Genomic DNA, 6752 nt, shown 5'->3' with positions numbered 1-6752 from the left:
TTTTTATGTATATCTGGCCGTTTTAATTCTTCAATGCCATAAATCAAAAAACTGAGTATCAATAATGTCATTTAATGGGCGAGACTCGAAAGTGAGATTTCATTCGTTTATACCTATCCGTTTACGCCTTGAGTGTGATTCTCAGCAGAACTCTTTATCGCTAAGCCCTTATTATTCGGCGTTTAGCGGCTGATGATATGTACAAATTGATATTCATCATTCTGCATTAATTGCCCCTAGCGTAGAGTTTTATTCAGGGTTAGGTGGTCAGCAAATAATAATCAATTAGCGATTATCCCGACTAAGAATAATTAAATTTTACAAGGGTCAATTTATGTCTTTTTTGGAAATCTATCAGTTACCCATTTTAAGATGGTTACACATAGTTGCTATGGTGTATTGGTTGGGCGGTGAATGGGGGGTATTTCAAACATCGTTTAATGTCATCAACCGTAAACTGACGATGGACGAACGTCGCCGTCATATGGAAACCGCTTATCGTATCGATATCTTGGCCCGTACCGGCATCATTATGTTGTTACCGCTTGGCTTACACATGGGGCATTTATGGGGCGTTCAGCCGCTGGGCGGAAACTGGTTAACGGGTATGTGGATCGCGTTCGCGGTCTGGTTAGGTTTATGTTGGTCAGCATACTATTACCGTGAAACGGACACGGGACTGCGTTTAACTAAAATTGACGAAGGTATTCGTTTTGTCGTGATCCCTGCATTGATGATCGTCAGCCTTTGGTCACTCTTTGGCGATGGGCCGTTAATGGCTGAGACGGGACAGAAATGGTTCTCAATTAAGATGTTCTTCTACGCTTGTACCTTGGTTATAGGGCTTAAACTGCGCTTCATTATGCGTGAATGGACCGAGTTATTCCGCCAGTTAGCAATGGGTGATAACGCCGAAGTCGAAACCACCTTAGACCGTTCAATTCGCTTTGGTCGCAAGCTCGCCTATCTGTACTGGATATTGATCCTAACGGTTGCTTTCTTTGGTGCGGTTAAACCAATGTAATCCGTGATAATAAACTTCAGTTAGATAGCAAAAACGCCACTTCAAGTGGCGTTTTTGTTATTTGTTTTGTTACTACACTAATTGGATGAATCGGGGGTTAAATCCATACGGTATTGAAAGCGCTCAGGATGATATTGGGCATGCAAGTAATCGACTAAATTTTCATTTTCATCGTAAGAGCGACGGGTCAAGCTCAATAACGGAAAGCCTGGCTCAACATCTAGTTCTTTGGCCACTTCTGGGGTTGCTGCAGTGGCGCTAAGTATTTGTTTAACATGCTTGATTTCAATACCATTTTTGCGAAATATCTCGAGTCGAGTAGTGGACTCTAAGCTGGCTTTTTCGTTGAACTTGCTCAGGCCTTTACTCCAGCTGGTGTAATAGCCGAAGGCTTCATGTAAACGGCTACGCACTCGGGTCATTTTCAATAACGTTTCCCCTTCGAGTAATGCGAACTCTTGTGCAATATCCCCTGGTGGGCGAGCAGTTGTTAGCTCAATCACTTTTGCTTCAGAGTGTTGGCCCATAAATTCCAGTTCTTGCAACATGCCGACTAATGGTGCTTTCACGGGTTTTGGCTGATATTTGTGTGTCACATGAGTGCCTTTTGCGCGGCGTCTGGCTACCAATCCCTCAGCGGCAAGCTCGTCAAGGGCGCGTTTAGCGGTTATCCGTGAAATGCTGAACGCTTGAGACAAGCCCAATTCGGTTGGCAATTGTGAACCGTCCTCCAAACTACCGTTTAAGATATTTTGCTTGAGCAAACTGTATAACTGGTAGTAAAGGGGGGTAGGTGACTCTTCATTTAACTTGGTTTGATTTAGCGAAGTGAACTGAGAATCGAATGACATGGGCTATCCATCTCCATTTAGTATCTGCGTGGTGCAAGAAATGATATATCAATATAACAAGATAACATAAATAGCGCGGCAAGTCTTTTGTCAAAGGCCCATGCAATCATGTGTTGTCAGGTTGAAATTAATGTTGTAATGTCCTAATGATAGAACAATAGGTTTTAATTCGCTGAGGCATGTAGTATTGCCCCAGGTAGCACACAAATTAAATTGTCAGGAGAAGGCTTTGAATACAAATACTCAACCTAAGCAAGATATGTTAACGGCCATGATTTCAGTGTTAGGCAAAGATAATGTATTGGTCGATGATTACTCCACCAGTTTGTATGCTCAGGATGTATTTACCAAAGACATCCCAGCCGAGATGGTCGTTAGCCCAGGTGATAAACATGAGTTGAGCGAAGTGTTAAAAATAGCCGCTGAATTCGAAATGAATGTGGTGCCTCGTGGGGGCGGTATGTCATACACCAAAGGATATGTGCCAGCAAAAGCACACAGCGTCATGGTAGATCTTAGCCGAATGAATCGGGTATTAGAAATAAACACGCAAGATATGTACGTCACCGTTGAATCTGGGTGTACCTGGAAAAAGCTCCACGAAGCACTTAAAGGAAAAGGGGTACGCACACCGTATTGGGGCACTCTATCAGGTAGCAAAGCCACAGTAGGCGGTGGTTTGTCGCAGAACGCTATTTTTTGGGGCTCAGGCCAATTCGGCACAGCGGTTGATTCGGTTATCGGCTTGGAGGTCGCGTTAGTTGACGGTACCTTAGTGACAACTGGCTCAGGTGCACAAATTAACGGTACCCCGTTTTTCCGTCATTATGGGCCTGATCTCACTGGTATTTTTACCTGTGACAATGGCGCGCTAGGCTTTAAAGCGACGGCTACGTTTCGTTTAATCCCTGAGTTGCCAGCGAAAGGATTCTTGGCGTTTGATTTTAAACAAGCTGATGATTGTATTGCTGCCATGAGCGAAGTTTCTCGCCAAGGGTTAGCCATGGAGTGCTTTGGCTTTGATCCCTTCTTACAAGCTTTGCGTCTAAAGCGTGAAAGTCTGGCTAAAGATGTAAAAGCGTTGGCTGGCGTGATGAAATCGTCCGGCACATTTCTGGGGGCACTTAAAGATGGCGCTAAGTTAGCTATGGCTGGTCGAGGCTATATGAAAGATGTGGGTTACTCGGTACAGATCATTGTTGAGGACCGCATTGACGCCGCCGTGGATGCCCGTATGAACGATATTCGTGCCATTGCTAAGCAATACAACGGCAGTGAAATCGAAAATAGTATTCCTAAAATTACCCGTTCGAACCCGTTTGGGCCGGTCAATAATATGTTAGGCCCGGACGGCGAACGTTGGGTGCCAGTGCACGGCTTGTTCCCCCATTCAAAAATCAAGCAAGCCCATGATGGCGTGGAAGCTATTTTTGCTAAACACGCCGCCGATATTGAAAAATTCGACATCGGGGTGGGTTATCTATTTGCGGTCGTGGCGAATAACTGTTTTGTATTAGAGCCTGTGTTTTTCTGGCCTGACGCGTACACCGAAATCCATGAGAAAAGCGTTGAGGCTGACTATTTAGCCAAAGTCGGTAAACATGAAGAGAACCTGCCTGCTAGAGTAAAAGTGCACGAAATACGCATCGAGTTAAGCACGTTTTTTTAAAGAATTAGGCGGTGTGCATTTGCAAATAGGTAAAACCTATCAGTTTAAAGAAGGCTTGCAGCCTGACACCTATAAACTGATCCAAGGCATTAAAGCTATGGTCGATCCTAATGGCCGAGTTAATCCTGAAACATTGGGTTTGGAGTAATGCAATGAGCAGTGCTGCTGTCACTAAACATTATGTTACCTTGGGCGACGATAAACCCTGGCAAATACATTATCGTAGCCAAGGTAAAACGTCTCTACCTGTGATTATCTTGCTCCATGCATCACCTATGTCATCTGCCGTTATGCTACCCATTATGCATGCGTTATCTGATTCCTTTTGGGTAATTGCTATGGATACACCAGGCTATGGGCAGTCAGATCCCTTGACGTCAAATCAAAGTAACGGCCTAGAAGCGCAAGCACCAAGTCTTCGGCCGTATGTGCAAGCATTGAATGAATTCATAAGCGCTTTGGGGCTGAAGAAACCCTTGTTATATGGTTCGGCAACGGGAGCACAAATAGCCATTGAATATGCCAAAGCATACCCAGAAACAATCAAGGGCATGGTGCTCGAAAATGCGGCTTGGTTTAAAGACGACGAACGCAACGCCATTTTAGCCGAGTATTTTCCTGATATTAAGGCGCAAGAGGATGGTTCGCATCTGGCATTGGTGTGGAAAATGTCGAGTCAGTTATTTCACTATTTCCCATGGTTTGATAGTTCAGAACATGCTCGCGTCGGCAATGCTGAAATTCCTGCGCAGGTAATTCAAGACACTGTTATGGGGTATTTAACCGCAGGTGAAAATTACCATTTGGCCTATCGCGCGGCGTTTATGAATGAGCGCCCTGAGCAGTTGCAACCTGTGACTGTGCCCACGCACATTATTCGTTGGCAATCGAGTCTGTTAAAGCAATACGTGGATCGCTTAGACGACGCTGATTTGCCGTCGAATATAAAAATGTGCCCTGCACAGGCTGGCATGGAAGGGCGTTTTATCGCACTTAAGGCGTCTATGCACCGCCTTAGCCAAACATCAGATGAGTAAATATCATGGACAGAACATTATTTGAAAAAATTTGGCAACATCACCTCGTTGAAAAGCTCGATGATGGCGCAGCATTGATATACATCGACCGGGTGTTTTTACATGAACGTACCGGTTCGATTGCCCTTAAAAGTTTAGCCGCTGATCAGCGCCCAGTCGTTTCCCCAGAGCACGTATTTTGTACCATGGATCATATTGTTGATACCTTGGTCGGCAGAGGCGACAACACGCAGGTTCCCAGTGGTAAGAACTTCATTTTGGCCACGCGTGAAGCGTGTATCGACGCCAAGATAAAGTTATTCGATGTTACTGATCCCCAGCAAGGTATTGTGCACGTAGTGTCGCCGGAACTTGGCATAGTGCAACCCGGCGCAACATTAGTCTGCCCCGACAGTCATACTTGCTCCCAAGGCGCATTAGGCGCTTTAGCGTGGGGCATAGGCTCTAGCGAAGCGGAGCATGCGCTGGCAACGAAAACATTAAGAGTCAGTAAACCCAAAACCATGAAGGTCAACTTCAACGGTGAGCTGGGGTTTGGCGTCAGTGCCAAAGACATGATTTTGTATTTAATCGCTGCATATGGTGCAGCTGGTGGCGCTGGTTATGTCATTGAATTTTGCGGTGAGGCCGTTACAGGACTTGATATAGAAGCTCGGTTAACCCTATGTAATATGGCCGTTGAGTTTTCTGCATTTACCGGTCTAGTGGCACCCGATGACAAGGCGATTGAATATTTAAAGGGCCGTGAATATGCGCCTAAAGGTGCGTTGTGGACCCAAGCGGTCACGTTTTGGCAGTCTTTGTTCACTGATGAGCACGCTCAGTTCGATAAAGTAATCGATATAGACTGCGCGGGCATAGGCCCAACCATAACGTGGGGCAATAGCCCACAGCACGCATGCGCAGTGGATGCCAGTGTCCCACATATAGATAAAAACGCTACCGAGAATCAGCGTAAAGCGATGCAGCGCGCCTACGAATATATGGGGTTATCACCTGGAACACCGTTAAAAGGGTTACCTATCGGGGCGGCGTTTATAGGCTCGTGTACCAATAGTCGCTTGTCGGATTTGCGCTTAGCGGCCAAAGTATTAACAGGACGCAAGGTCGCTCCTGGTGTGAACGCCATATGTGTACCGGGTTCGACCACAGTAAAGCGCCAAGCGGAAGCGGAAGGGCTCGACAAAATATTTATCGACGCTGGGTTTGAATGGCGAGAAGCGGGCTGTTCGATGTGCTTTTTTGCTGGTGGTGAAAGCTTTGCTTATCGCCAACGTGTGGTCACCAGTACCAATCGTAACTTTGAAAGCAGGCAAGGCCCAGAAACTCGCTCCCATCTAGCGAGTCCGGCTACGGTTGCCGCTTGTGCTATTGCGGGCTGTATTGCCGATGTTAGAGAGTACTTGTAATGGAAAAATTCACTGTTCATCAAGGGGTCGCCGCCCCTATGTTGCAAATTAATATCGACACCGATGCCATTATACCGTCTAGGGAAATGAAGTTAGTGTCAAAACAAGGGTTAGGGGAAGGCTTGTTTGCTGGCTGGCGTTATACTTTGCCCAATGGTCGTGAGCCCAGCCCAGATTTTGTTCTTAATCAAGCGCAGTATGAAGGCACGAGTATTTTGTTAGCAGGTGACAATTTCGGCTGCGGCTCATCACGAGAGCATGCGGTATGGGCGCTGAAAGAATACGGTATTAAAGCGATTTTCGCCTCTGGATTTGGCTCTATTTTTTATCATAATTGTATTAGAAATGGCATTTTACCCGTGGTGTTGCAAAACGACCAAGTGCTGGTATTAGCCAAACAGGTTCAGCGAGACCCACAAGTGTGTCAACTAAACGTCAACTTAGTTGACTGTTATGTCAGTGTGCTAGATACCAAAAATGACAAAGGTAAAGACGCTAATGAAGGCCTGAGCTTTCCATTCTCCATTTTGCCAGCACAGCAAGCCATGTTACTTGAAGGCCTAGATGGTATCGCGTTAACGCTTAAGTCAAAGTCCAAAATTGAAAACTTCAAGCACACTTACCAAGCACAATACCCGTGGCTTGCTTAGCGTGTTAAGAACTTGAAGCAAGTCGTCGCCCAAAGCAGCTCTTTTTTATGGGGAAATAGGTCAAGTTTGCTCAGTTCAAGGGGCCATCTTTGAACACCATTGATGGATAAAA

Annotated in this window: 7 protein-coding genes; 6 read left to right on the top strand and 1 reads right to left on the bottom strand. The window is 45.7% G+C overall.

From position 1 onward, the window contains the following. Positions 1–334: 334 nt before the first annotated feature. On the top strand, positions 335–1024 hold the full coding sequence (locus tag GPLA_RS07015; protein ID WP_007104168.1) for a hypothetical protein: 690 nt from the start codon (positions 335–337) through the stop codon (positions 1022–1024). A gap of 77 nt (positions 1025–1101) precedes the next feature. On the opposite strand, the gene GPLA_RS07010 is transcribed toward GPLA_RS07015, so the two are convergent. After that, positions 1102–1875 carry a GntR family transcriptional regulator gene (locus tag GPLA_RS07010; protein ID WP_007104167.1) on the bottom strand — a complete coding sequence of 258 codons (774 nt, stop codon included), beginning with the start codon at positions 1873–1875 and terminating at the stop codon, positions 1102–1104. Between the two features lie 229 nt (positions 1876–2104). Here GPLA_RS07010 and GPLA_RS07005 point away from each other — a divergent pair, with 229 nt between their 5' ends. From GPLA_RS07005 to leuD, 5 genes are read left to right on the top strand one after another with little or no spacing between them, the layout of a single operon-like run. After that, on the top strand, positions 2105–3544 hold the full coding sequence (locus GPLA_RS07005) for an FAD-binding oxidoreductase (RefSeq protein ID WP_007104166.1): 1440 nt from the start codon (positions 2105–2107) through the stop codon (positions 3542–3544). Between the two features lie 13 nt (positions 3545–3557). After that, positions 3558–3692 (top strand): hypothetical protein, encoded by a 135-nt coding sequence (locus GPLA_RS24190; protein WP_264370814.1) that lies wholly within the window; start codon positions 3558–3560, stop codon positions 3690–3692. A gap of 4 nt (positions 3693–3696) precedes the next feature. Next, positions 3697–4581 carry an alpha/beta fold hydrolase gene (locus GPLA_RS07000; protein WP_007104164.1) on the top strand — a complete coding sequence of 295 codons (885 nt, stop codon included), beginning with the start codon at positions 3697–3699 and terminating at the stop codon, positions 4579–4581. Between the two features lie 5 nt (positions 4582–4586). After that, positions 4587–5990 carry a 3-isopropylmalate dehydratase large subunit gene (gene leuC / locus GPLA_RS06995; RefSeq protein ID WP_007104163.1) on the top strand — a complete coding sequence of 468 codons (1404 nt, stop codon included), beginning with the start codon at positions 4587–4589 and terminating at the stop codon, positions 5988–5990. Continuing rightward, positions 5990–6640 carry a 3-isopropylmalate dehydratase small subunit gene (gene leuD / locus GPLA_RS06990; protein WP_007104162.1) on the top strand — a complete coding sequence of 217 codons (651 nt, stop codon included), beginning with the start codon at positions 5990–5992 and terminating at the stop codon, positions 6638–6640. Before leuC ends, leuD begins: the two co-directional genes overlap by 1 nt. Positions 6641–6752: the final 112 nt, after the last annotated feature.

The organism is Paraglaciecola polaris LMG 21857, assembly GCF_000315055.1.
GTDB classification, from domain to species: domain Bacteria; phylum Pseudomonadota; class Gammaproteobacteria; order Enterobacterales; family Alteromonadaceae; genus Paraglaciecola; species Paraglaciecola polaris.
This window is presented reverse-complemented; position numbering and strand designations above follow the sequence as displayed.

What these genes read in the sequence shown, in the direction of transcription:
- GPLA_RS07015 (WP_007104168.1), top strand. Translation starts at nt 335, where the DNA reads ATGTCTTTTTTGGAAATCTATCAGTTACCCATTTTAAGATGGTTACAC.
- GPLA_RS07010 (WP_007104167.1), bottom strand. Translation starts at nt 1,875, where the DNA reads ATGTCATTCGATTCTCAGTTCACTTCGCTAAATCAAACCAAGTTAAAT.
- GPLA_RS07000 (WP_007104164.1), top strand. Translation starts at nt 3,697, where the DNA reads ATGAGCAGTGCTGCTGTCACTAAACATTATGTTACCTTGGGCGACGAT.
- leuC (WP_007104163.1), top strand. Translation starts at nt 4,587, where the DNA reads ATGGACAGAACATTATTTGAAAAAATTTGGCAACATCACCTCGTTGAA.
- leuD (WP_007104162.1), top strand. Translation starts at nt 5,990, where the DNA reads ATGGAAAAATTCACTGTTCATCAAGGGGTCGCCGCCCCTATGTTGCAA.